This window comes from Leptothoe sp. ISB3NOV94-8A (assembly GCF_043421595.1).
GTDB classification, from domain to species: Bacteria; Cyanobacteriota; Cyanobacteriia; order Phormidesmidales; family Phormidesmidaceae; genus Leptothoe; species Leptothoe turfae.
Genome location: NZ_JAXSQW010000001.1, coordinates 5,928,739 through 5,953,236, shown reverse-complemented (window position 1 = coordinate 5,953,236; position 24,498 = coordinate 5,928,739). Strand labels below are relative to the sequence as shown.

At 47.7% G+C, this 24,498-nt stretch carries 18 protein-coding genes; 11 read left to right on the top strand and 7 right to left on the bottom strand.

Going from position 1 to position 24,498, the window contains the following annotated elements:
* Window positions 1–13: 13 nt before the first annotated feature.
* Entirely contained in the window at window positions 14–2,656 is a 2,643-nt protein-coding gene (gene amt / locus SPB21_RS25540) for an ammonium transporter (RefSeq protein ID WP_499867996.1), read from the bottom strand.
* A gap of 459 nt (window positions 2,657–3,115) precedes the next feature.
* Here amt and polA point away from each other — a divergent pair, with 459 nt between their 5' ends.
* The gene (gene polA / locus SPB21_RS25535; protein ID WP_499867995.1) at window positions 3,116–5,992 is read left to right on the top strand and encodes a DNA polymerase I; all 2,877 of its coding nucleotides are present in this window, start codon (window positions 3,116–3,118) and stop codon (window positions 5,990–5,992) included.
* Window positions 5,993–6,310: 318 nt separating this feature from the next.
* Here the strand turns inward: polA and lepA are convergent, their stop codons facing one another.
* Window positions 6,311–8,116, bottom strand: a complete 1,806-nt coding sequence (lepA, locus tag SPB21_RS25530; protein WP_163661151.1) for a translation elongation factor 4 — start codon at window positions 8,114–8,116, stop codon at window positions 6,311–6,313.
* A gap of 495 nt (window positions 8,117–8,611) precedes the next feature.
* Between lepA and SPB21_RS25525 the strand changes: the two genes are divergently transcribed.
* On the top strand, window positions 8,612–10,375 hold the full coding sequence (locus SPB21_RS25525) for an ATP-binding protein (protein ID WP_250566019.1): 1,764 nt from the start codon (window positions 8,612–8,614) through the stop codon (window positions 10,373–10,375).
* Between the two features lie 42 nt (window positions 10,376–10,417).
* Here the strand turns inward: SPB21_RS25525 and SPB21_RS25520 are convergent, their stop codons facing one another.
* Window positions 10,418–11,296: a prephenate/arogenate dehydrogenase gene (locus tag SPB21_RS25520; RefSeq protein WP_499867994.1), complete on the bottom strand. Its 879-nt coding sequence runs from the start codon at window positions 11,294–11,296 to the stop codon at window positions 10,418–10,420.
* A 174-nt stretch (window positions 11,297–11,470) separates the two neighbouring features.
* Between SPB21_RS25520 and SPB21_RS25515 the strand changes: the two genes are divergently transcribed.
* From SPB21_RS25515 to SPB21_RS25495, 5 genes are all read left to right on the top strand, one after another.
* The gene (locus SPB21_RS25515) at window positions 11,471–13,036 is read left to right on the top strand and encodes an ATP-dependent DNA helicase (protein WP_163661156.1); all 1,566 of its coding nucleotides are present in this window, start codon (window positions 11,471–11,473) and stop codon (window positions 13,034–13,036) included.
* 35 nt (window positions 13,037–13,071) lie between these two features.
* On the top strand, window positions 13,072–13,287 hold the full coding sequence (locus SPB21_RS25510; RefSeq protein ID WP_006517270.1) for a DUF2839 domain-containing protein: 216 nt from the start codon (window positions 13,072–13,074) through the stop codon (window positions 13,285–13,287).
* Between the two features lie 522 nt (window positions 13,288–13,809).
* A complete protein-coding gene (locus SPB21_RS25505; RefSeq protein WP_006517269.1) occupies window positions 13,810–14,151 on the top strand; it encodes a DUF1815 family protein in 342 nt (113 codons plus the stop codon).
* Between the two features lie 108 nt (window positions 14,152–14,259).
* Window positions 14,260–15,132 carry an alpha/beta fold hydrolase gene (locus SPB21_RS25500; RefSeq protein WP_163661159.1) on the top strand — a complete coding sequence of 291 codons (873 nt, stop codon included), beginning with the start codon at window positions 14,260–14,262 and terminating at the stop codon, window positions 15,130–15,132.
* Between the two features lie 306 nt (window positions 15,133–15,438).
* On the top strand, window positions 15,439–16,068 hold the full coding sequence (locus tag SPB21_RS25495; protein ID WP_163661161.1) for an FHA domain-containing protein: 630 nt from the start codon (window positions 15,439–15,441) through the stop codon (window positions 16,066–16,068).
* Window positions 16,069–16,107: 39 nt separating this feature from the next.
* Here SPB21_RS25495 and recA read toward each other — a convergent pair whose 3' ends face one another.
* Window positions 16,108–17,196 (bottom strand): recombinase RecA, encoded by a 1,089-nt coding sequence (gene recA, locus SPB21_RS25490; protein ID WP_163702990.1) that lies wholly within the window; start codon window positions 17,194–17,196, stop codon window positions 16,108–16,110.
* Between the two features lie 259 nt (window positions 17,197–17,455).
* On the opposite strand from recA, the gene xseA reads away from it, so the two are divergent.
* Together xseA and xseB are read left to right on the top strand one after the other, a co-directional pair.
* Window positions 17,456–18,688: an exodeoxyribonuclease VII large subunit gene (gene xseA / locus SPB21_RS25485; protein ID WP_163661165.1), complete on the top strand. Its 1,233-nt coding sequence runs from the start codon at window positions 17,456–17,458 to the stop codon at window positions 18,686–18,688.
* 90 nt (window positions 18,689–18,778) lie between these two features.
* The gene (xseB, locus tag SPB21_RS25480; protein WP_163661167.1) at window positions 18,779–19,006 is read left to right on the top strand and encodes an exodeoxyribonuclease VII small subunit; all 228 of its coding nucleotides are present in this window, start codon (window positions 18,779–18,781) and stop codon (window positions 19,004–19,006) included.
* 72 nt (window positions 19,007–19,078) lie between these two features.
* Here xseB and SPB21_RS25475 read toward each other — a convergent pair whose 3' ends face one another.
* The 3 genes from SPB21_RS25475 to SPB21_RS25465 form a co-directional block, all read right to left on the bottom strand.
* The gene (locus SPB21_RS25475; protein ID WP_163661169.1) at window positions 19,079–19,822 is read right to left on the bottom strand and encodes a sensor histidine kinase; all 744 of its coding nucleotides are present in this window, start codon (window positions 19,820–19,822) and stop codon (window positions 19,079–19,081) included.
* Window positions 19,823–19,964: 142 nt separating this feature from the next.
* On the bottom strand, window positions 19,965–21,467 hold the full coding sequence (locus SPB21_RS25470) for a UDP-N-acetylmuramoyl-L-alanyl-D-glutamate--2,6-diaminopimelate ligase (RefSeq protein WP_499867993.1): 1,503 nt from the start codon (window positions 21,465–21,467) through the stop codon (window positions 19,965–19,967).
* Window positions 21,468–21,496: 29 nt separating this feature from the next.
* Window positions 21,497–21,793, bottom strand: coding sequence for a glutaredoxin family protein (locus SPB21_RS25465; protein WP_499057081.1), 297 nt, complete (start codon window positions 21,791–21,793; stop codon window positions 21,497–21,499).
* A 159-nt stretch (window positions 21,794–21,952) separates the two neighbouring features.
* Here SPB21_RS25465 and cysH point away from each other — a divergent pair, with 159 nt between their 5' ends.
* Both cysH and SPB21_RS25455 read left to right on the top strand, forming a co-directional pair.
* Entirely contained in the window at window positions 21,953–22,699 is a 747-nt protein-coding gene (gene cysH / locus SPB21_RS25460) for a phosphoadenosine phosphosulfate reductase (protein WP_250564736.1), read from the top strand.
* Window positions 22,700–22,903: 204 nt separating this feature from the next.
* Window positions 22,904–24,481, top strand: a complete 1,578-nt coding sequence (locus SPB21_RS25455) for a D-Ala-D-Ala carboxypeptidase family metallohydrolase (protein WP_499057082.1) — start codon at window positions 22,904–22,906, stop codon at window positions 24,479–24,481.
* The last annotated feature ends 17 nt before the right edge of the window (window positions 24,482–24,498 follow it).

Genomic DNA, 24,498 nt, shown 5'->3' with positions numbered 1-24,498 from the left:
TGGTGCTATGAGCTCAAGGTGTAGACATGTTTGCAGCAGTTTTAGAGTGCGATCGCAATGCCAGTGTCTTCGGTACAACCACCTGAAATTCACTGCCCTGACCCAATACAGAATTGCAGCGCAACTCACCACCATGCTGGTCTACAACAATTTGATGACTGATAGCTAAACCCATCCCAGTTCCATAACCAACAGGCTTGGTCGTGAAAAAGGGATCAAAAATTTGCTGCTGTAAGGCCTTCGGAATACCTGTGCCATTATCAGCAATAGTGATCACAACATACTCTGGCTGATCCTCGGTTGTAATCGTAATTGTGCCTGACCCGTGCGTCTCCAAAGCATCAATAGCATTATTGAATAGGCTCAAAAAGACCTGGTTTAACGCCCCTGCATAGCATTGAATTTTAGAGACATTACCATAGCGCTTATCCACCAAAATCTTGGGACGTCTAGCAGTCATATTTAAACGATGTGCCAGCATCATCAACGTATTATCCAATCCCCTATGGATATCGACAGTTTTCACATCTGATTCACCAAAGCGGGCAAATTGTCTCAAGGACTGCACAATTTCTCGAATGCGTTCTGTACCAGTTGTGATGGAGCCAATTAATTTTGGAAAATCTTTCCTGATGTAGGCGATATCTGCATCCTCGACATCTTTTTGCATGTCAGGTGGCAGTTCAATTACCTGTGATTGGTAGTGGCTAATCACCAGTAACAAATCTTCCACATACGCTATGGCATGTTCAAGGTTGCCATAAATAAAACCGACGGGATTATTGATCTCATGGGCAATACCAGCCACTAACTGCCCTAACCCTGCCATTTTCTCACTTTGCAATAGCTGAGCCTGAGCCTGCTTCAGTTCGTTTAGTGCTTTTTCCAGTTGACCGGCAGTTCTACGGGCCTCTAATTCGGACGCCATCAGAGCCGCTTCTGATTCCTTACGCTCGGTGACATCCCTCACCATGATGGTCAAAAAGTTGGCGGACCTTAATTGAGAATCAGTGACCAAAACTTCAATGGGGAATCGTCGGCCCTGATTGTGTATGCCAATCGCCATGTAGGCCTCACCTGTACGGCAACCCTGTTGCAAAAACTGTTGCAGGGATTGAAAAGCGGCATCTTGGGACTGCACCAAATCTGTCTCAATCAAAGTAGTTAGGGATTGCCCAATCATCTGTAACCAGTGGCCACCAAAAATTTTTTCAACAGCCGGATTCGTGCTCTGAAGGATCAAGGTCTCAGGATCAACCGTCAAAATGCCATCCGCTGCAGTCATGATAATTGCATTTGTTCTGGCGGTAGATCGGTCTAGCGCATCAACCACCTGGTTATACCAACGGCTAATTTGACCAATTTCTGTCAACGCACTGACTGTCACCCGTCGCTGTAAATTACCGGTTTTCGCATGGGTTTGCATAGTTTCAAATAAGTTCTGAAACTCATTACGCGCACCATGCTCTGACACATTTAAGCCAATGTACTCCTGCTTCAGGGATACCCGTAGCGACGCATACCGATTAAGCAGTAATAAGACTAGCAACGTTACCGTGAATGACCATAGTCCACAAGCCAAAATGCCTGAGCACTGAGCAATAAATTGCTCCCAGCGGTTCAGCCCAGTGTCTAATCGCCCTAAATCACCCAATAATGCAACGGCTAATGTTCCCCAAACACCTGGGCCAAGATGAACAGGAATGACCCCGACTGCATCGTCAATGCGCAGTTTGTCTAGGAGGGCGTCAACGCCTAACATCACCAATCCACCCATGCCGCCAATCAGCACCGCACTGCTCAAAGACACAGCATGACAACTAGCCGTAATCGATACTAGGCCCGCAAGAGAGCCATTCATCACGGCCTTAAACGGCAAATGGTTCTTTTGCACCATGAGAGACCATGTCAAAGGAGCAGTCAATCCCGCCGCCCCTGCTAACAAGGTATTTACCAAAATTCTTGGGACCTGATCATTGAAAGCAAGGGTACTGCCGCCATTAAATCCAAACCAGCCAAACCACATCAGTAGCGCGCCTAAAAAAGCTAAGGGCAGATCTGAACTGGGGGCTTGTTGATCAAAGTTTTGTCGAGAAAAGCGACCAAGACGCGGACCGATGACCAAAACTGCAGCTAGGGCAACCCACCCACCTAAACTATGGACAATCGTAGAACCTGCAAAATCGACAAAGCCTTTTTTGCTTAACCAACCAATTGCAACTGATTGATCTAAACCACCCCAGACCCAATGACCAAATACTGGATACACCAACCCGGATATCAGTACAGCGCTGAATAGATACCCTCGAAATGTCATGCGCTCAGCCACTGCTCCTGAGACGATAGTGACAGCAGTGCTACAAAACATTGCCTGAAATAGAAAGAAAATGAGAGGCCAACTATCCGCTTGGTTAAACTCAGGCAAAAAGTCACTAAAACCCCACCAGCCATACATAGAGGTGCCAAACATCAAGCCGTAGCCAAAGGCCCAAAACATCATGATTGATAGGCCAACATCCGCAATATTTTTAATGGCAACGTTGATGTTGTTTTTGCGACGGGTGGAACCAGCCTCTACACATAAAAAACCCGCTTGCATCAGAAACACTAGGCTAGCGCTCATAACCACCCACAGTGCATCTAATGAAAGCGACATAGTTCTGAAAAGCTAACTATATAGGTACAAACTTCTCTATGGCAGCCCGATCGTCCGGAGACTAACTAGCTTTGAATCCTGATGGGTGAATGCTGATGTGGAGTATCCGATGGATTTAGGTGAGACCACAACACCTCCTTGCTCTCACACCAAGGAGAAGGCAAAACTATTTGATATCAAATAACTCTCAACTGAACACTTCAATACTCGTCAACTCTAGCTCCACAAGCAGACTATAGTCACCGCTTATATGAATAAACTTTTACATTGGAAGCAAGACATACTTGCCAGATAAGGAGCAGGGTAAATGCTTAATTCACAATCGATATGGCGTGCCCCTATCGCCAAACTACCCCATAGACCACGTCCCAGTTGAAACCGGTCGCTTCGTTACCGAAAAAACTACAGTTCTGGCCGTGGACACGCTTTAATTAAAAAGCTGCATTGGCGACAAGTGTTTTGAGTTCTGACAGACCCACCCTGCTAATCATCGACGGCCACTCCCTGGCGTTTCGGTCTTACTACGCCCACGCCAAAAGTCGCGATGGAGGATTACGCACATCCAAAGGCATTCCCACTAGCGTTTGCTTTGGCTTTCTCAAGTCCATGAGCGACATGATGGTGGTGGAAAAACCTGACTATGCAGCCGTCGCATTTGACTTAGCTGAGCCCACCTTTCGCCACAAAGCTGCTGATAGCTACAAAGAAGGGCGGCCAGAAACACCAGAAGACTTTATCGAAGATGTAGAAAACCTCAAGCAGCTGTTGACAAGCTTTAAGCTGCCGATTCTCACAGCCCCAGGATTTGAGGCGGATGACGTCATTGGCACGTTAGCAACCAAAGCCGAGAAAGAAGGTTATGCAGTCAGAATTTTGAGCGGCGACCAGGATCTATTTCAGCTGATCGACGATAACGAGCACATTAAGGTACTGCATCTGGGCAGTACCTTTGGCCGCACCAATGGTCTGGCCAAGGAATATGGCATTAAGGAAGTTGAGGGAAAACTTGGCATTAAGCCTAACCAGGTAATCGACTACAAAGCCCTCTGTGGCGATACCTCGGATAATATTCCTGGAGTGCGAGGCATTGGTAAAAAAACTGCCGTCAAGCTGCTGACAGAACACGAAAACTTGGAACGTGTCTATGACGCAGTGCCTGACATGAAGGGTGCAGTCAAGAAAAAGCTGGAAACTGGCAAAGAGGACGCAGACAAGTCCAAATATCTCGCAACTATCGTCACTGATGTTGAACTAGATGTCGATCTAGCGGATTGCAAATTAGAAGGGTTTGACGAAGGCAAGGTCATCCCTCTACTGAAAAATCTGGAGTTTCAGCATTTCATTAATCGTCTGAACAAGTTACAGGAGGCATTTGGCGGCGAGGTTACAGCCACATCAACAAAGGTCTCTACACCGATTGATGATGAGGAAACATCTTTTTTCACCGCAGAAGAAACTGATACCGCTACCGATGTGGAAGAGGTGGACATTAAGCCACAGATTGTTACTACAGCGGAACAGTTGCAGGCTCTGGTGGCTGAATTAGAAACTCAAACAGATAAAGCTCGGCCCGTGGCTTGGGATACGGAAACGACGGCGATTGAGCCGCTGGATGCTGAGCTGGTAGGGATTGGCTGCTGCTGGGGAGATGGACCAGAGGATTTGGCCTATGTGCCAGTCGGTCATGGTTCAGGAGAGCAGCTACAGTTAGCACATGTCTTAGCTGCACTCAAGCCAATTTTAGAAAGTGCCGACTATCCAAAATCTCTACAAAATGCCAAGTATGACCGAGCGGTGCTCAAAGGTCAGGGGATTGAGCTAACAGGTGTGGTGTTTGATACCATGCTTGCCAGCTATGTACTGAATCCAGAAAGCAGTCACAATTTGACAGATATGTCGCTGCGCTATTTGAATGTGGCAGCACAAAGTTATAGCGACTTAGTACCAAAAGGTAAAACCATTGCAGATATTGCGATTGATCAGGTAGCAACTTACTGCGGTGGGGATGTGCACACCACCTATCGGTTAGTGCCGATTTTGCAAGATGAATTAAAGCAGGTGGATGCGATCGCAACCCTATTTCGCGACATCGAAGTCCCCCTCGAAGCCGTCCTTGCCGACATGGAAGCCACCGGTATCCGCATTGACGAACCTTACCTGAAACACTTCTCAGAGCAGCTCGAAGCCGACCTTTACGAGTTGCAAATCAAAGCCTACGACTACGCGGGCGAAGAGTTTAACCTTAGCTCTCCCAAGCAGCTCAGCGTCTTGCTATTTGAAACCCTAGGGTTGAACAAAAAGAAAACCCGTAAAACCAAAACTGGCTACTCCACAGACGCATCTACTCTTGAGAAACTTCAGGGCGATCATCCAGTGGTGGACTGTATCGTCAGCCATCGCACATTATCCAAACTGAAATCCACCTACGTGGACGCCTTACCCAAGCTAGTGCGAGCTGATACAGGCCGTGTCCACACTGACTTTAACCAGGCCGTCACTGCCACCGGTCGCCTGTCCTCATCGAATCCGAACCTGCAAAATATACCCGTTCGCACCGCCTTTAGTCGCCAAATTCGTCAGGCATTCTTGCCTCAAGAAGGGTGGCTACTAGCCGCTGCCGACTACTCCCAAATCGAACTAAGAATTCTCACCCACCTCAGCGGAGAGTCAGTCTTGGTCGATGCCTATCGCACCGGACAAGATGTCCATAGCCTCACCGCGCAACTACTCTTGGATAAAGAAGAAATCACTTCAGACGAACGCCGCATGGGTAAAATCATCAACTTCGGCGTTATTTACGGCATGGGTGCTGTGCGTTTTGCTCGCGAAATGGGTGTGAGCCGTACGGAGGCCAAGGCCTTTATCGATAAATTTAACGAGCGCTACTCGCGGGTCTTTGAGTACTTGCAACAAATGCAGCGTGAGGCCATTGCCCATGGTTATGTGGAAACCATCTTAGGTCGCCGCAGATATTTCAACTTTTCGAGCAATAGCTTGCGGCCACTGAAAGGCAGATCTCCAGATGAAATTGAACTCAATAAGCTCAAACCGGGTGGCTATGATGCAGGCCTATTACGGGCAGCTGCCAATGCCCCAATTCAGGGTTCTAGTGCTGACATTATCAAAATCGCGATGATTCAGCTGCATGAAGTCCTCAAGGAATATCAGGCCAGACTTTTACTACAGGTCCATGACGAATTGATTTTTGAAATTCCCCCCGATGAATGGCCGGAACTAGAGGAAAAAATCACCCGAACAATGGAATCCGTTGTGAAATTATCGGTACCCTTAAAGGTGGAAATCAACGCTGGCAAAAATTGGATGGACGCGAAATAATCCGCACATCCATTACGTCACGTAGGGGCCATCCCTTTTGGCTGTCCTCGCTCGCTAACGCCATTAACCAATATCCAAAATCCATAGGCCATCATAAATCCCACAGGCATGTTGATTAATCACCATCGTAGGGGCCATCCTTTGTGGTTGCCCTCGATCGCTAACGCTATTGACCAACATGCAAAACCAATAGCGCCATTATTTTCATGGGAATTTTGGGTTTTCGGTTGATAGCGAAACGTAGCCCAGGGCAGCCACAAGGGCGTGCCCCTACGGAATATCTAATTCAATGGGGGGATTCAGCGTACCCAAACCCATTTAATTCAATTTCAATACCGCCATAAATGCTTCCTGTGGCACATCCACCGTACCGATGGCCTTTAGGCGCTTCTTACCTTTGGCCTGTTTCTTCAACAGTTTCTTCTTACGGGAGATGTCACCGCCGTAACACTTAGACAATACATCCTTGCGCAGGGCTGGAATACTGGCACTGGCAATGATGCGACTACCAATGGCTGCCTGAATTGGGATCTTAAACTGGTGTCTGGGAATTAGCTCTTTGAGCTTTTCTGCCAGCGCCTTACCCACATAGTACGCTTGGTCACGGTGCACAATGGCCGCCAGCGGATCAACCTTATCGCCATTGATCATCACATCCAGCTTCACCAGATAATTCACACGATAATCAATCAGTTGGTACTCCATGCTGGCGTAACCGCGAGACCGAGATTTCATCTGGTCGAAGAAGTCAGTCACCACTTCAGCTAAGGGGATTTCATACACCAGCGTAGTACGCCCTTCTGTTAGATACTTCATATCCTTAAAGTCGCCCCGTCGGGTCTGGCACAGGTCCATCAGTGTTCCGACAAACTCTTCAGGAGTAAAAATTTCTACTTTGACATAGGGCTCTTCAATTTTTTCCCGCTCTTGGGGCTCCGGCAGTTCACAAGGGTTGTCAATATTTAGCACCGCGCCATCGATCGTCGTGACTCGATAAACCACCGATGGAGCTGTGGTAATCAAATCCAGGTTATATTCCCGCTCCAGCCGCTCCTGCACAATTTCCATGTGCAAGAGTCCTAAGAAACCACAGCGGAAACCAAAGCCCATGGCACTGGAGGTTTCGGGCTCGTACTGTAGGGCAGCATCGCTGAGAGTTAACTTTTCTAAGGCATCGCGCAGATCTTCGTAGCGATCAGAGTCAGTGGGAAAAAGTCCACAGAATACCATGGGATTAGCTTCTACGTAACCCGGTAAAGGTTCTTCGGCTTTCTTTTTAACTAGGGTAATGGTGTCGCCAACTCGGGCATCAGCCACGGCTTTAATAGAAGCAGATATATACCCCACTTCACCAGCATGGAGTTCATCAACTTCGATTTGATGGGGAGCGAGTACGCCCAGCTCATCGATTTCGTATTCCTTACCGGAGGCCATCAGACGGATGCGATCGCGACGACTTAACGTTCCATCCACCACTCGGAAATACACAATCACCCCGCGATAGCTGTCGTAATAGCTATCAAAAATCAGCGCCCGCAGCGGCTTCTCCGTATTATCTTCAGGCTCGGGGACGGTCTCTACAATAGATTCCAAAATCTCAGTGATGCCTAGCCCCTCTTTAGCCGACGCCAGAATAGCATTGCTACAGTCCAGACCAATGATATCTTCAATTTCTTTCTTGACCCGATCCGGTTCTGCACCGGGCAGATCTACTTTATTCAGAACGGGAATAATTTCTAGATCGTTTTCCAGGGCCAGATAGACATTGGCCAACGTCTGTGCCTCCACACCCTGGGAGGCATCCACCACCAGTAGCGCCCCTTCACATGCAGCTAAAGCGCGGGAGACCTCGTAGGAAAAATCAACGTGCCCTGGCGTATCAATCAGGTTAAGCACATATTCGTCGCCACCCTCAGCCTGATAGTTCATACGAGCCGCCTGGAGCTTGATGGTAATGCCCCGCTCCCGTTCTAGGTCCATGGTGTCGAGGACCTGAGCCTTCATATCCCGCTCGCTAATGGTTTTGGTTTCCTGTAGCAACCGATCAGCCAGGGTAGATTTTCCATGATCGATGTGAGCAATAATCGAAAAATTTCGGATGCGAGAGACGGGTGCGTCGGTCATGGAAAGAAGAAACTCAAACTAGAGAGCAAGAAGCACTTAGCTTATCTTAATGCTTTGTTCCAATACTTTGTTCATCCATAAACCTACCCACCAATATCCATAAGCTTATCCATAAGCTTTTTCAGGGTGAGCGTTTGCTTGGATGATTCAGGCAGTACCTTATTCAAGCAATCAAGTAATAAAGCTTTATTGCTTTTGCATGGGATCCTTGCAGGGAAAACATTAAGGGATGACCATTTGATGAATCCCATGACAAGATAAAGATTAATCGGGGCGTCTTACCAACGAACAGTGCTGAATCAGTCGAAGCGTTTTTTTGACTTGCGGCACCCATTACCCTGTGATCAGAGAATTTTGAGGTCTGTCATACTGCTGACGAGCGATCTCAGCTTAGATGTTTCTGATCCAGACAGGGAAAACTCGTAAGCAGTTAAGTATAGGGCTAGAGATTTCTGACGGACTATGAGATCGCAATTGATAGTTGACCCTGAACCTATGGCAGTTCCCGCCACAGTTGATAATTCTTCCCTCCAAGTTATTCACGATCCCGACGGGCGGATTGTTGCTATCAATTGGCCTCAAGCCCTTCACGCTGCACCTGATCGCTATCTACACGAATCCATTGATCAGCTTTTTGGCCCTGTCGCCATAGCCCCTTACCTACAACGCGTTAAACAGGTGTTGGACGATGGGCAAAACCAGACATTTCAATGCATTGTCCGCTGTGGCCCTCACCCAGTAGGCCTAGATTTTAAGCTAAGCCTAGTCGATTGGCACGATGCCCCCGGTCAACGATATATCAAAGGGGAAGGTTCTATCCTCACTGTCGCGGATACGGCTCAGATGCCTCAGCATGTAAGCACCATGGGTATTGCGGTAGATCCCTGTTCCAATAATGCCCAAGCAGGTCTATTAGCTAATATTTCTAACTACCACGGTGTTCTGACCAATATCGCGTCTAATATCCGCAAAACTCTAGAACTCGAAACTATTTGGCAGCAAACCGTAGATGGTCTAGGTACCCTTTTAGACCTGCATCGCTGTCTCGTCTGCGACTACTCAGTGGCAATGCAGACCTTAAATGTAGTTGCTGAGTTTCATCAACCCGAATTAGATCCTTGTTTGGGGCAAACTTTTGAACTCGCTAACAAGGCAGATTTTCGCTGCACCATTAACACTCTCAAACCCGTACTGTCAGATTTTGATCGGAAAGATAACGACGCTGGTCCATATACCGTTTTAACTGTAGCCACCTGCTATCGAGACGAACCCAACAGCGTTTTACTGTTGCAAATGCCACCAGAGCGCCCCTGGCACCCACTAGAAATCGAACTGGTTAATGAGCTCACAGACCAAGTAGGAACAGCCATTGCTCACGCAAAACTCTTTGAGGCAAGTCGTACGCTCGCAGACGATCTTCAAAGGGCTAACGAAAAACTAATCGATAAAAATGATGAGCTTGAAGAAGCAAGACGCTATGCCGAGGAAGCCTCGCGACTTAAAAGTGAGTTCCTGGCCAATACATCCCACGAATTGCGCACCCCGCTGAATGGCATGATTGGCTTTCTGCGATTGGTGCTGGATGGCATGGCCGACGATCCAGAAGAGCAAGAAGAGTTTATCGAAGAAGCCCATAAATCAGCCCTCCATCTCCTCAACTTAATTAACGATGTCCTCGACATCGCTAAAATTGAGGCAGGCAAAATGGAAATTGATTTGACCGCCATTAGCCTGCAAGAGCTCTTCTCCGATGTGGAGAATTTCACCCGCCCTCAGGCGGAACAGCGAGGCCTCTATTTCGATATGAAGCTGCCTGCCACGCTAGATGAAATCAAGCTATACGGAAACTACCAGCGGATCTTGCAAGTCCTCCTCAATCTGATTGGCAATGCCATCAAATTTACACCTGAGGGAGGGGTAACCATCAGCGCTGAAGTCAAACCCCAGAGCATACGCTTCCAAGGTCGGGTCTGGCCTGGACATATCAAAATTAGTGTTGAGGATACCGGGATCGGTGTTTCCTTAGAAAAACAAAATCGTCTGTTCCAAACCTTTAGTCAGGTAGATGGAGAGCGCACCCGTCAGTATGGTGGCACTGGTCTTGGGCTGGCAATTTCCCAACGGCTGATCGAAGCAATGGGGGGCAAGGTGCAATTTATTAGCATGGGCGAAGGTCTCGGTTCCACTGTTACTTTCACGGCAATTTTGTATCAGGAACCTGTGATTATGGCCGAGCTAGAAGGAAAGCACATGGCTTAGGTACAAATCTTGGATAGTGGTTTGTACGGCAAAATAATAACTTCAGAGGTACTTTGGCCGTTCTTGCTGGGCGACAGTGAGCCTTTGTTTGAGCACATCCCATTCCTCGGCGTCGATGAGATTGATCACGGTATCTAACTGATGCCGGTATTGCTGTAAGGATTGGAGTAAAGCTGCCCGGTTGAATTGGGCCATCATAGCGCCCAATTCAGGATTACCGCCGCCGACGCGACTGGTATCGCAAAAACCACTACTGGCTAATTGCTGGGCCAGAACTTTGACCTGGAAATCCGACTCACTGAGACAGGTGTGGAGCAGACTAGAACTGACCATTACGGGTAAATGGGAGATGGCCGCCACAGCACGATCATGAGCTGCTGGTGTGGATGTATAGATTTTGGAACCAAGCTGGGTAGCGATCGCAACCACCTGATCCAGTGCGACTTGTTTTGTGGTTTCAATTGGCGTCACCACATAGGGGCGATCGCGAAATAATCCCGCTTCAGCTGCAGCTAATCCTGACTCCGCCTTACCTGCCATGGGATGCCCCCCAACAAAATTAGGCCATGCTGTAGTCGCTGCAGCTACAACCTCCCCCTTCACAGACCCAACATCAGTCACAATTGTTGATTCTGGCAAATGCTCCACCAGTTGATGCACGGTTGGCACGATTAGGGCCATAGGCGTACAAATAAAAACAAGGTCAGCCTTAGCCATCAGGGCCAGATCGCATCCTGATTGATCCACCATGCCTTGCTCAACCGCTACCGCTGTAGTTGCTGGTCGCCGAGCCACTCCATAAACGGTATAGCCCAGACGTTTACAATCAATGGCTAAACAACCACCAATCAGCCCTAAGCCAACAATCCCAATGATTAAATCTGGCTGTGAAGTTTGCGCTGAGATAGAGGTCAGTGACATGGTGGAAGATCAAAAATTGTGTCAATAATTCAAAGGGACATCTGTCCAGAGGCTATGAGCTGGTCGGCGATAAACCAAACGCCCCAAGGGAGTATGTCACAATGAGACACACAACTGAGTCATTTTTTAAGGATTTAGCTGAATTATCGAGGCATAGCGAGAGTTGCAGCAAAGGTGATTGAGGCAGAAGTTCATCAGCTACTCCGAGAGTTTTTACGCCAGCAGGGGCACATTCAATGGCCCCACCATTTAACGATGGCACGGTTAGTAGCTAGAGCCCTCAGATTAGGTCGCAGTGCTCTTCTGCAAATCGGTAGCACTGCGGCGTATCGAGGCCGTTATCGCCTGAGTTATCTGATGCCAGCCTTAGTGTGGCCTGGACCAATTGTCTTGGTTGTCCCCCAAGCAATCCAGCAGCAACTAGTCCAAGATGAGATTCCCACATTGCTGCAAACGCTCCCTACCGTTAAATCCATCCAGGTAGGTGAACGTTGGCCTGGTGAAACGTTTCAAGGCATTTTAATTACAACGCCGAGTGCCTGGCTGTCCGGCCAACTAAGTGCCTTAGAAAAATCCAATTCATCAACGACAGCAGCACCCGCTTTCCCCAAAAATATCCTCACCTTGATCGATGGGATTGATCCGCTAGTGAACTGGGTACGTCATGAGCTAACTTGCCGCCTCGACGATGGCGACTGGCATCAGCTAGGGCTGGCCTACCCCTCTCAGCAAACACCTATTCGAGATCTGCGGGTCAAACTAACCCATCTCGCCTTTCAACATCCAGCGAACCCCTACAGCTGTTATCTCGCCGACGCGGAGGAACATGCGCTGCTTGAGGATCTATACAATCAGCTGACCGAAACCCCTTTAGGTTTAGAGGCATTGCCACCTACATGGCAGAAATTTCGCCAGCAATTAACCCAAGAAGACAGCATGACATGGCTACAGCTGAATCGTGGTTCGGGCCAGTTAGCCTTGCATTGTGCGCCAGTGCACCTGGCAGATATCATGCAACCGCTTTGGGAACGACAGCCCGTCATTTTAATCGGTGCTGCTGTAGATGAAGAAAACCGTGCTGAAAATTATCGACAACGGCTGGGGTTAGAGGATCTCACTTGCCTAAAATTCACCCCAGATCGACAGCGGGATGGGATTCAGCTCTATGCTCCTGACCGCCTGCCCATGCCTAATAGCAATCAGTTCCCCAGTGCTATTTTGCAGGAGATTCGCAACCTGCTGCAGCTGCCAGAAACCCGCACTCAACCCACGGTTATTTTGGTAGGTGATAATCCCCTCAAAGCTCAAATTGGCTCAATTTTAGCAGCGGAATATGGCTCTCGCGTCCAGGTTGAAAAAACCGACGGGCCGTCTAACGGCATCCTGGTAACAGGTTGGGAATTTTGGCAGGACCATCGGCTACGGTGCTTGCCCCCTGGGTTACTGATTATCACCACACTACCCATCCCATCCCTTGAAAATCCGTTAGTTGCGGGTCAAGTGGCCTACTACAAACGTCTGCGCCAGGATTGGTTCCGACTGTTTCTATTACCCTCAGCACTGCAAACTCTGCAGCTTGCGATCGCACCCATCAGTGCACAACAGGGCAAAGTAGCCCTGCTAGACAATCGAGTCAATCATCGTAGTTATGGGCGCACCATTCTCAAAACCTTGAACCCAATTGCCCAAAGCACTTACCTAGACCCAAGCTGGTTAGCACCGGTAAACCAAGCGCTATAATCGAATAATAAAATTTGCAGATTTAATAGGGCAACATGGGCGAAGCAAAGCGTCGGCAGTCAAAACTCGGTGAAGATTACGGGAAAGCCGAACGCATTTTTCCATGGCTGCCCATTACAAAAAAGCAATCCCAAGCCTTCGTAACCTGGAGTACTCGTGGGGCATGGGCAGGAATTATTCTCATGATTCTTCTCTGGCTCACTGTTAGATTTATCGGCCCAGCTTTTGGCTGGTGGGCCTTAGCTGAATGAGATTGCTACCAGATTGACAATGAAAACATTCATATTTTTAGCAAAACCGTTACAAAGAAGACCTCATTTCTGGACAGATAGACCTATGGTAGCTATGGTGTGGCTAATGTCATAGTTTGATGACCAAATACCATAAAGTTAGTATTGGGCATTTTTAACCGTTAGCAACAGTTACCTTTAATTTACTTATTCTCACGAGCCTTTTTAATACAACACCATCTTTTAATACAAAGGCTACATCAGGTTCTAGTCTGGGCAAATTGATACAAGGAACATAGCGAAATACAGTTAGTATGAGCCTCTAGCTCATCTACTGAGTTAATCGGAAAGCTCTTTCCTGACAGCAACTTAAGCTCATGTTCAAAGTTCAGACAATTATGTACGTACAATCAATCATTTTTGCCCTGAATTAGTTCTACCAAAACTGAAAGTTAAGGAGAACCAATTAGATAGTTTATAAAAAACATTAAGCAAAAATTAAGATTCAACCTTACAATGTGACCGGTGGGAAGGAGAACGTAAATGTTTGTTCGACTTGCAGAGCAGCACCGCCAATTCGTAAAAGATTTGGTCCTAAACCTAAAAGCGCTAGCAATTGTCCTTGAGAATCAAGGCTATTTAGCGTCCTGTTATACATGCGGTGATCAGCTCAATAGTGCATCATTCATGGTCAGCCTCGGCAATGACCATCTGATTCGTTTTTTGGTTTCAGATTACGGTATTACGTGGACAGAAATGCGTGATGATCGCGAATTAATGAAACTAGAGGGCGCTGAAGCAATTAATCAGCTGCAAGAGCTCGCTAATCTGGTGAAGTACCGGATTCAGCCCGTTGAGTACCAGGTTGCTTATCGTTCTGCCTAAGTGGCCAGCTAAAAAACACAAGCTTTAGTTGCTTGTGATACAAAATATAAGGCGGCACCTAGTTAATTGGATGCTGTCAATTCAGTCAATTGATTTGGAGTCGCACCGTTGAGTTGGGAACATAAATACGTCAAAGCAAATTCGGTGCAGCTCCATTACGTAACTCAAGGCAGTGGCAAGCTCTTAATTTTGCTCCACGGCTTATTTGAGTTTTGGTATTCTTGGCGGCATCAATTACCCTACTTATCTCGACACTTTAAGGTAGTTGTACCTGATTTGAGGGGCTATAACGACTCTGATAAGCCAAGACTTGGCTATGACTTGGATACGCTCAGCTCTGATATTCATGCGTTGATCCACTCATTAGGCTATAACAAGGCCCATATTGTTGGGCATGATTGGGGCGGAGCCATCGCTTGGAATCTTGCACATCGGTTTCCTAAAAGCGTAGACAGATTAGCTGTACTCAGCACTCCTCAGCGCTGGCAATCTGCCCTGAGTCATGGACTTGCTAATAGCTGGGAGCACCTACAGCGAAATTGGCACCTATTAGCGCTACAAACTCCTGGTTTGCCTCAGTGGTTAATCAAAGAGAATTTGCCTTCTCTACTGAAGTATCTCTTTCAACAACAAGCCGTTAGGAAAAGCGCGTTTACTCAAGCTAATACTGATCTATATCAGGCTGCGTTACAAAAGCCTGGTGTCATTCCAGCTGTTTTACAACATGTGCGTCACTGTTTTAGCTTGAATGATTGGCTAAATGATTGGTTCACTCCCTCAAGACTCTCTACACTTGCAATTGCATCGCCCACACTTTTAATGTGGGGAGAAGATGACAATCTTGTACCCGCTACAGGTATTTTTTCTGATGCATTATCAATAGAAAAATGTATTAGGCGGTCTATCCCTGACTGTGGTCATTGGATCCAGCAAGAGGCACCCAATAGCGTTAATCGTGAGCTCATAGAGTTTTTAAGTTAGGGTTTACTGCCAAGATCACTATCCTTTAAAGCTGTTGCAAAGACAGGGCTCAAACTAATAATAGTTTTGAGAATAAACTATACGGTAAAAGTAAAAACCGCTATTCAAGTTCAGCTCATTTTATCCGGACGATTAATCAACTTTTCATAATTATTCCAGTCAAGTTCAAAGTTTCATAGAAATACGTTGGTGCTCCCCATATTCCTCAGGTTCTAAAGAATACTGGAGTTGGAGATCCATTTTTTGAATCCATATCGTCACTTCATTATTAATCGGGCTCAAACTAAACGTTCTATTTGAACTTTTATGGCTTATCCAAACCACCTAGCTGAATATCGCATGATGTTCTCAGCTGAAGATGAAGCAGAGGCTGAGTCTAAGCTAGGTCTATTTCAAGCGTTCTCTAAGTTATATGAAGGTGATCGCAAGCTATTGGATGACATGCTTGCGATTGATGCGAATAATGCATCGCAGATTCCTAGCTATATTCAAGGCATGATTTGCGATCAGCAAGTCTATATAATCAGCAATCTGGCAAGTGGCAAATCCAAAAGTCTCTATTCCAAAGACGGTTTATGGACTATTGGTCGAGATCCTCGTCAATCAGATCTTGCGGTGCTAGATAAGCGTCTATCTCGATGCCACGCTGCCTTGCAGTACAGTCCAGATCAAGGCTTTATCATTTCTGATCTAGAAAGCACTAATGGAACCTACGTTAATGGCGAAAAACTAAAGCGCGTATATACACTGCGTGATGGCGATCGCATCCGCATTGGCAGCTCACTGTTCTATTTCTTTATCTGTGGCATCTGTGGCCCCGCCAGTCAAGGTGCCCCCCATGCGAGCCAAAGTGGTACCCACACCAATCAAGGCGACAATCCATCAACCCTTGAACCAGAAGTAGATAGCTCAGAGGGAGGCAGAACCTTACATTAAGGCTTTCCCAAAATCAATGGCTCAAGGAGGATAGGCTCACTACGACTTACCCTTTTTAGCAGTGGTTTTTGCAGGTTCGGGGGCTGCTGACTCATCAACAACGTCAACTGGTGCTCCTGAATCATCACCAATCTGTAGCGTCTGACGTAGCTTTTGCTCAATATCAGTCGCAACCTCTGGATTATCGGATAAATAGCGAATGGCATTGTCACGACCCTGACTGATATTTTCTCCCTGATAGCTATACCAAGCTCCCTTGCGGATCAGAATGTTATTTTCTTCTGCAAGATCGACAATACAACCTAGTGTGGAGATGCCTTCACCAAAAATGATGTCAAATTCACCGATTTTGAAAGGAGGAGCAATTTTATTCTTGGCGACTTTGACTTTAGCGCGAATGCCAAATTGATCATTACCTTTTTTCAGTGTTTGAATACGGCGAATGTCTAGCCGCACAGATGCATAAAACTTAAGGGCATTGCCTCCAGTGGTAGTTTCAGGATTACCGTAGGTCACACCAATCTTGAGACGTAGTTGATTGAGGAAAATAACAGTGCAGCCAGACTTACCAATATTCCCGGTGATTTTACGTAGGGCCTGGCTCATCAATCGCGCCTGCAAACCTACGTGGGCATCGCCCATTTCCCCTTCGATTTCAGCACGGGGGACTAGGGCAGCCACAGAGTCGATCACCACTAAGTCAATCGCTGAGGACCGCACCAGCTGATCCACAATTTCTAAAGCAGCTTCTCCGGTATCAGGCTGGGAAACCAAGAGGTCATCGATATTGACGCCAAGAGCACCAGCATAAACGGGATCAAGAGCATGTTCAGCATCTACAAAAGCTGCTACACCGCCTTGTTTTTGAGCCTCCGCGATCGCATGTAGGGCCAGCGTAGTTTTACCTGAACTCTCTGGCCCATAAATCTCAATAATTCGGCCTTTAGGCAATCCGCCACCTAAGGCCAGATCCAACGTCATGGCTCCAGTGGGGATAGTCTCCACTTTCATACGCTGCGCATCCCCAAGGCGCATGATGGTACCTTTACCAAAGTTGCGCTCAATTTGATTGAGCACCATATCTAACGCTTTTTTGCGCTCGTTACTTTCGGTGGATGTTTTTGCCATGCTGCCTAAGGGGTGGGATAAATTTGGCCAAGTTCAGCAATTATAAGCTCCCAGACTGTGCGCCAATCATGCTGGATCGGGCTAATCAATGGGTCTTTGTAAGGACATCATGCCCAACTTTGTGATTGTACCTCAAAAACATACAAATGTACTATTAAATTACCGTTTATTTGCTCAAATAATCTAGGGAGTAGGGTAAAGGTTTTGTGCTCATTTCATAGAGACTAAGATCGGGGGCTGTGGAGGTTTAGCAATATCGATGGCAACGGAAGCGTTGGACTTTAAAGCGATTAGTGTGGCTGGTGTCACCGAGTATATTCAGCTGCTGCTGGAGGGGGATGAAAACCTGCGCAATGTTTGGGTCATTGGCGAAGTTTCTAGTGCTCGAAACCATGGGAGTGGGTGTTTTTTCTCATTGCAAGAAACTGACGGGTCGGCCACACTCAACGCTGTGGTTTGGCGTAGTCAGTTGCCCAAACTCAACGTTATACCCACGGTGGGTGAACAAGTCGTGGTGCTGGGGCAGCTCAAGGTTTATCCCAAACGCGGTAGTTATCAGTTAACGACCTGGCAGGTATTGCCTGCTGGTGCTGGTCTTCAGGCATTGCGCTATCGTCAACTGCGCAATCGCCTAGCCAGGGAAGGTTTGTTTGATGAGGCGCGTAAACGACCGCTACCCGCTTTACCAACCTGTATTGCCGTGGTCACCTCCCCACAGGCTGCAGCTTGGGGTGATATTCAGGAAACCTTGAACCAGAGACATCCTGGCTTAAACGTGCTGTTGTCACCGGCCATGGTGCAAGGGGAACAGGCCCCTAGGTCTATTGCTCAAGCCATTGAGCGTGTTGGCATTGATGGGCGAGCTGATGTCTTACTCCTTGGGCGGGGCGGGGGTGCCGTCGAGGATTTGGTGTGTTTTGATGATGAGAGAGTGGTGCGTGCGATCGCAACCTGCCCAATCCCAGTCATTACGGGCATTGGCCATGAGCGGGATGAGTCCCTGGCCGATTTAGTCGCTGACGTTTACGCCCACACACCGACAGCGGCTGCGGAACAAATTGTGCCAGCACTGAGGGATTTACGCTACACCCAAGGGCAGCAACTCCAGCGACTAGCTCAAGCCACTGGCACACGGCTTTTTCAACATAAGCAAGATTTACAACAGCTCTATCTACGACTACAGCAACTACAGCCCCAAAGCCAGTTAGCCCAAGCACAGCAAGCCCAAGATTGGCGCACCCAACGACTGATTAAAGCACTAACTCAGCGATTGCAAACAGCACAGCATCAACACCAGCTCCTCAACGAAAAACTCGTCACTCTAGATCCAGCAGCTGTTTTGCGACGGGGTTATGCACTCGTCCGAGCAACAGCTGGAGGTGTGGTTAACCAAGCAAGTAGCCTTTCCCCTGGCGACCATATTTCTGTCCAGCTTGGCCAGGGGCAAATCGAAGCAGAAGTTCTCAGCGTTACTGAGGAAGCAAAATCTTGAGATTGTTCATCCTCATAACTTTGCAAGTCATGCGATTAAATGAGGGCCACCAGAATTTCATCATCCCGTCAGTGCTACCACTAACTCACTATGCCTAGAACCAAAAAATCTGATAACAATTGGAATTACGAAGCCTCTGTTGAACAGGTTGAGGCCATCATTACTGATTTAGAAACGGGCGATCTACCCCTGGCTGATATTTTTGAGCAGTTTGAGAAGGCCGTCACCGAATTGAAAAAATGCGACAGTTTTTTACAAGAAAAACAACAGCAGGCTCAGCTATTGATCGAAACCTTGCTGCCAGATGAATCCGAATAGACACGAGCTCTCTACGAATATCCATAGCCTCATCACACGCTAGCGTTTCAGGCGTCTAGAGTATTCATCGGACTAATCAGGAGCAACTGCTAGCAAAATTGTAAATGCGGTTCCTTTGCCAGGCGTGCTGCTGACAGAAATTGAAGCCCCACAGTGGGTTAATAACTGTTGGACCAGCGTAAGCCCCAGACCACTACCTTCAGATGTGTTGCGATAAAACGAATCAAACACCTGGGACAGCATTGAAGGCGGAATACCACACCCACTATCTTGAACAACCAAAGCAATTTTGCCATCCTGACGCTGCTGAGCGGTCACCCAAATTCGTCCCCCCGTGTCCGTGAATCGAATGCTGTTACTTAGCAAACTCACCAGCACCTGTTTGAGATGGGACTCAATCGCCAATACAGACGGCAAATGACTCGATACCGTGTAAGCCAATGAAATATTGTACTCTGTGGCCAAAGGTTGATAGGTACTGACCACGCCAGGAACTAAATCCCACAGTTGCACATTATCGAGCACCATCGACTGAGGTGTAAGCTGCAGTTCTAGCAACCTAAACACGCTATTAATCAGATGACTTTGCCGATCGCAAGCTTGGCCAATCATATGTAGATAACGCTCACGCTGTTTTGGTCTTAGGCTCGATGAATTAAGCAGTGTGAGCGCTGTTTTAATGGTTGTAATTGGATTATTGAGTTCTTGGGCAGCAGTTTTAAGAAACTGGGAGTCAACCTCTGAAGTGCATGGGGGTGTTGTCGATGCCACAAAGGACGTAGTTAATGGAGATGGCTTTAGCGTAGAAGCGTCCATAATGGCTCTAAAGTGCCCCAGGCGTATTAGATCATGATCTATGCTCCTAGGGTAGTTAAGGAGAATGTTAGATAAATGGGTATTTCCACTTAACTTTCCGTACTAGCACGGAGTTTTACTACCGTAACTAATAAATCTCTAACTAAGACGTCAGACGCATTTTGAGGGCTCGTTGAGACTGCTCGCGATCATCAAAATGAATTTTTTCGTTACCCAAAATTTGATAATTTTCATGCCCCTTACCTGCAATTAATACCCCATCCCCCGGCTGAGCAGAGAGAATAGCTCGTTGAATAGCGGTAGCGCGATCGCAAATCACTTCATCCTCGCCTAAATCAGCCTCAATCCCAGCTACCACATCAGACAGAATCTGCTGGGGATCTTCAGTACGGGGATTATCGGACGTGACAACAACACGGTCAGCTAGCCCATAGGCAATTCGTCCCATTTGAGGGCGTTTGGTGCGATCTCGATCACCCCCACAGCCAAATACACAAATCATCTGACCTGAAATAAACGGACGGGCCGCCCGCAAAGCATTCTCCAAACTATCGGGAGTATGGGCATAGTCCACAATCACGCTGATATCTTGACTGGGGTCAGCCTGCACTCGCTCCATCCGACCAGGCACACCGCTAAATGTGGCCAGAGCATTAACCAGAGACTCTACAGCCCCCCCAAGATGAAGTACAGCACCGGCTGCTGCCAGCAGATTCTCAAGGTTAAACCGACCCACCAAGGGAGACGTAAATGGGGCTGAACCCACTGGCGTAAAGAGATTGCCACTCACACCTGCTGCACTGTAGTGCAGATCTGTCGTATGGAGGTCAGCCGCTGTATCGTCGATGTTATAGGTCCAAACTTGGTCAGCACTAAGCCGGTCAATCAGTTTCTGGCCATAGGGATCTCGACTATTAATGATGGCACGACCTTTTAAATAGTCAGAGTTAAACAAGAGAGCCTTGGCTTCAAAATAGTCGTCTAAGTTTTTGTGATAGTCGAGGTGATCCTGGGTGAGGTTGGTAAACACTGACACGTCAAAGGGGCACCCCCATACTCGCTTTTGAGCCAGTGCATGGGAGCTGACTTCCATAATGGCGTGTTGACAACCTGCCCCAACCACGTTGGCCAACTCTCGCTGTAAATCAACGGGGAACGGCGTAGTATGGACAGCCGTTTCTTGGTGCCCGGGCCAGCGGGTATAGAGTGTGCCAAGCAACCCAGTGGGCATATCAGCACTATTTAGAAAATGCTCAATCACATGGGTGGTGGTGGTTTTGCCATTGGTGCCAGTTACCCCTACCAGCTTGAGAGTTTTACCAGGATAGTTATAAAAGGCAGCGGCGATCTCACCGCAGGCCTTTGGCATATCTTGAACGGGAATGAGTAAATTTGATGGGTCTGTAGCAGGCTGCGTTTGCAAGGCACTGGGGGAGATGATGGCTGCGATCGCGCCCTTTTCCAAAGCACCCGGCCAGAACTCCCCACCATCCACGCGAGTCCCCGGCATACCAATAAATAAATTGCCCGGTTGGCAATTTGTTGAGTTAGTGCACACCCCAGTCACAGTTTGATCCAAGGCTGGATGATCAATAGTAGGCAATAACTCAAGGGGCAATTGTGCCAGTAACTCACGTAGCGTCATACAGACCTCTTCTCTAAACCTAAATGCCGCTATTCTGCATCAAAGGGACCCAAATATGTCTGTAGCATTTTCTCTAATTGCCGCACAGGTGCTCTTGGCGATAGGCGTGGCAACGGCTGTTCCTGTTCTAATTCAGGCGTTTCAGGATGACTAATGACACGGCACAGCACCGGGATTTCATACTGGTACTCCGTAAACCAAGCAGGATTCTGAGTGATGTCGCGGGACTCCACATCGATCGGCAAATGATCCAACTCAGCCAGTTTTTCCTCTAAACCTTCGCAGAGATGGCAACCAGGTTTTGTGTAAAAAATAAGCTTCTTCATACCCTTTATTCTCCTACGGTATGTGGGCAAGATTCGATCGTTACGGTTAACGCTCCTAATTTGATCGGATTAATCTACATTTCCCCGGTGGGTTATGAGGGATTATTGCGATAAGATATCTCAAGTGATTGTTTACGGGTTGAAACCCCATCTACAGCAATGGTTTCTTGCATAGAAGCGCAATCGTTGACGCACTTGCAATCGGTTGAACGAATTACGTTTGACCCCAGTCAGTTAGATTTAGCTGAACTCAATCGTCGATTTGAATCAGCGAGTCCTCAAGAAATTTTGGCATGGGCTATCGCCACGGTTCCTAATCTGGTTCAGATGACGTCCTTTAGCATGCTGGCGGTGACCCACATGCTTTATCACGAGCTCAAGGCAGAGATTCCCGTTATTTTTCTCGATACACTCCATCTTTTCCCAGAAACCCTAACAACTGCCGAGCAAGCACGGTCCCTTTATAACCTCAAGCTCCATACCTATAAAACAGCCGCCAACCGTGAGGAGTTTATTGCTCTCTATGGCGATCGTCTGTGGGAAAAAGATGTTAATCGATTTCACGACTTAACCAAGGTAAAACCCATGGAACGGGCCTTCGATGAGCTTTCTGTCCAAGCCTGGATTACTGGCCGTCGTCGCGATCAGTCAGCCACACGGAAAAACATGCCCTTTTTGGAGCGTGATCAGGCTGGACGCATCAAGATTAATCCCCTGGCCCACTGGACACACAAAGATTTGTGGCGATACACCTTTGCCCATGGCATCTTATACAATCCGCTACATGATCAGGGTTACACCAGCATTGGCGATCAGCCATTAACCACTAAGGTGCACGCTGGCGAAGATGAGCGTGCCGGTCGTTGGCGCGGCAGTATCAAAACTGAATGCGGCATTCATACATAGAACTATTCATTAACTAGCAATAGATAGACTCATAGTTTGTCCATATAGGGTTGTTTCATAGATCGCCCCCATGTGGATAAATCTTTATGTATTCCGAAATTTTTCAGCCATGTAGTGTTGTAAAAGCCATAGCTAACTGATATTTCAGCCCAGACACATCCAAAAATCCACGGGCTAACATCTACGTAGAACAGGCATACACTTATGGAAACCTCAAGTACTTTAGTCGGAAAACTCTGGCGGAGCTCATCCGCAGGTGGCGGTGGTGGCAAAGCTTTCTCAGATATCAATTGGCCTCCCGCAGGCAGTGATCAGATTTTTGCCCAGCAGGCAAACCCCGTCGAAGTTAGAGTACGGGTCGGTCGGTATGTCGACCAAGTCCAAATGATTTGGGAACATTATGAGCACCCTGCCCGTGGCGGAGACGGATCAACGCTTCAATCCTTCGTTCTGAATGCCAACGAATATATTACTAACGTTAGACTGACAGGCAGCCGTTATGTCGGTTCTATAGAGTTTATTACCAACCAAGGGCGCAACATCCTCTTTGGTAAACAATCCAATACGGTTATTGATTTAGAGGTTCCCGCAAACCACCAGGTTGTTGGCTTTTATGGCCAAAGTGGACGATGGATCGACCAGCTGGGTGTTATTGCGGTGCCTGTCAGTGGTCAAACTATTGGTAAACCTAAGCCGCCTCAGGTTCCTAACCCTGAACGTCCATCGGACTCCTTGCTGGGCAAACTTCCTCGAGCTGGCATTGAGTTAATCAAGGAGTTTGAGGGCTACGCTAAGGCGCTATCGGATGGTCGGGCTCAAGCCTATGCCGATCCGCTCAAGGGCTGGGCACTGCCTACTATTGGCTATGGCACTACTCGCTATCCTGACGGTGTTCCCGTCAAGCAAGGTGACATTATTAACAAGGATCAAGCAGAAGAATATCTCATCGACCATGTGGATAAGTCCTGCCGCAAAGCCTTAGAGAAAATTCCCACATGGAACCGTATGAATATCAACCAGCGTGGGGCGCTTTATAGCTTTGCCTATAACCTGGGTTCTGGTTTTTATCGCGGCTATAATTTTGAATCCATTACACGCGTCTGTGATTCTCCCGAGCAGTGGAATGATCATCGCTGGATAGAAGCCCAATTTGTGAAGTACAGAAATCCGGGCACATCGGTCGAAGAAGGTCTGCGTCGCCGTCGTTTAGCAGAGGCGGCTTTGTTCTGCAAAAAGGTGACCTCAGCGGCACCCAACTGGGACGATGACCATGATGAAGCGGGTGAAGCAGGCGATCGCAAACCAGAAGAACGGTTAGATCGTATTGTTCGCGATGTCGCTGGAAAGCAGCCCGTCGGTGCGGGACTGACCCCAGAGATGTCCTTTGACACGCTAATTACTCCCCATATAACCTATGGAGAATTTGCCCTTTATGAGGAATCACGACGCTTTCGGCATGGTTTTCAGTGCAAGACAGCCTATGAGATCGCGGTGTTCCTTGAGAAATGCCGTGACTACTTTGGGGGTAATCCACTGGTGATCACCTCAGGTTATCGTCCTCCCAGCATTAATGCCAAAGTGGGTGGTGCTCGACGGTCTGAGCACCTATACGATGCGCCAGATACGGGTGCGGTGGATTTCTACATCAAAAACGTTAGCGTCTATGAGGTGGAGGCTTGGTGTGACCAACAATATCCCCACAGTATTGGCTACGGTGCCAAAAAAGGATTTGTCCATCTAGGGATGCGACCAGGTAAACCGCGTGTTCGGTGGGTTTATTGATTACCCTGGTAAAGCAC